General features: G+C 68.6%; 1 pseudogene. It reads left to right on the forward strand.

The window, feature by feature from the left end:
• Positions 1-660, forward strand: a pseudogene (locus IE200_RS20495) (HNH endonuclease); the annotation flags it as partial.

Consider the following 660-nt stretch of genomic DNA (forward strand, 5'->3'; position numbering starts at 1 on the left):
GCCTCGTCGCCGAGACGATCAAGCGATACGACCTCGCGGTCGCCGACCCGACAGCCGATCCCGAGGACGGGTACCTGTCGGTGGACCCGCGGCACGTGACCGTGCATGACGACGACGTCCACTTCGCCGGCACGATGCGCATCGAGGCCGAGGTCGATCTTGCCGACGCTCTCGACCTCGACCGTGCCGTGGCACATGGCGCAGAGACCTTGAAGACATTCGGCTCGACCGAGTCCCTGGATGCGCGGCGTGCGAAGGCGCTCGGGGACCTCGCCCGCACCCAGACCGCCCTCGACCTCCACGCCACCGGTGTGGCCGAGACGAGCGAGCACCCCGACGGCTTGCCGGCCGCGCGGCAGGTGGTGATCCACGCCCACTTCGACGCCACCCTGTCCGGCGACACCACCGTGTTCGGTCCGACCGGGCGGATGGAGAACGGCCAACGCCTCGTCCTGCTCCAGCAGATCAGGTCCTGGTGCGGCGACACCCGCACCCAGGTGACGGTCAAGCCGGTCATCGACCTCAACACACCCTTGACCGCGCAGGGCTACGACATTCCCGACCGCATCCGCGAACAAGTGATCCTGCGCGACCGCACCTGCGTCTTCCCTGATTGCAGTCGCCCCGCCCGGGGCTGCGACATCGATCATGTCGTCCCGT

It is taken from the genome of Nocardioides flavus (ex Wang et al. 2016) (genome assembly GCF_014653115.1).
Lineage (GTDB): Bacteria > Actinomycetota > Actinomycetes > Propionibacteriales > Nocardioidaceae > Nocardioides > Nocardioides flavus.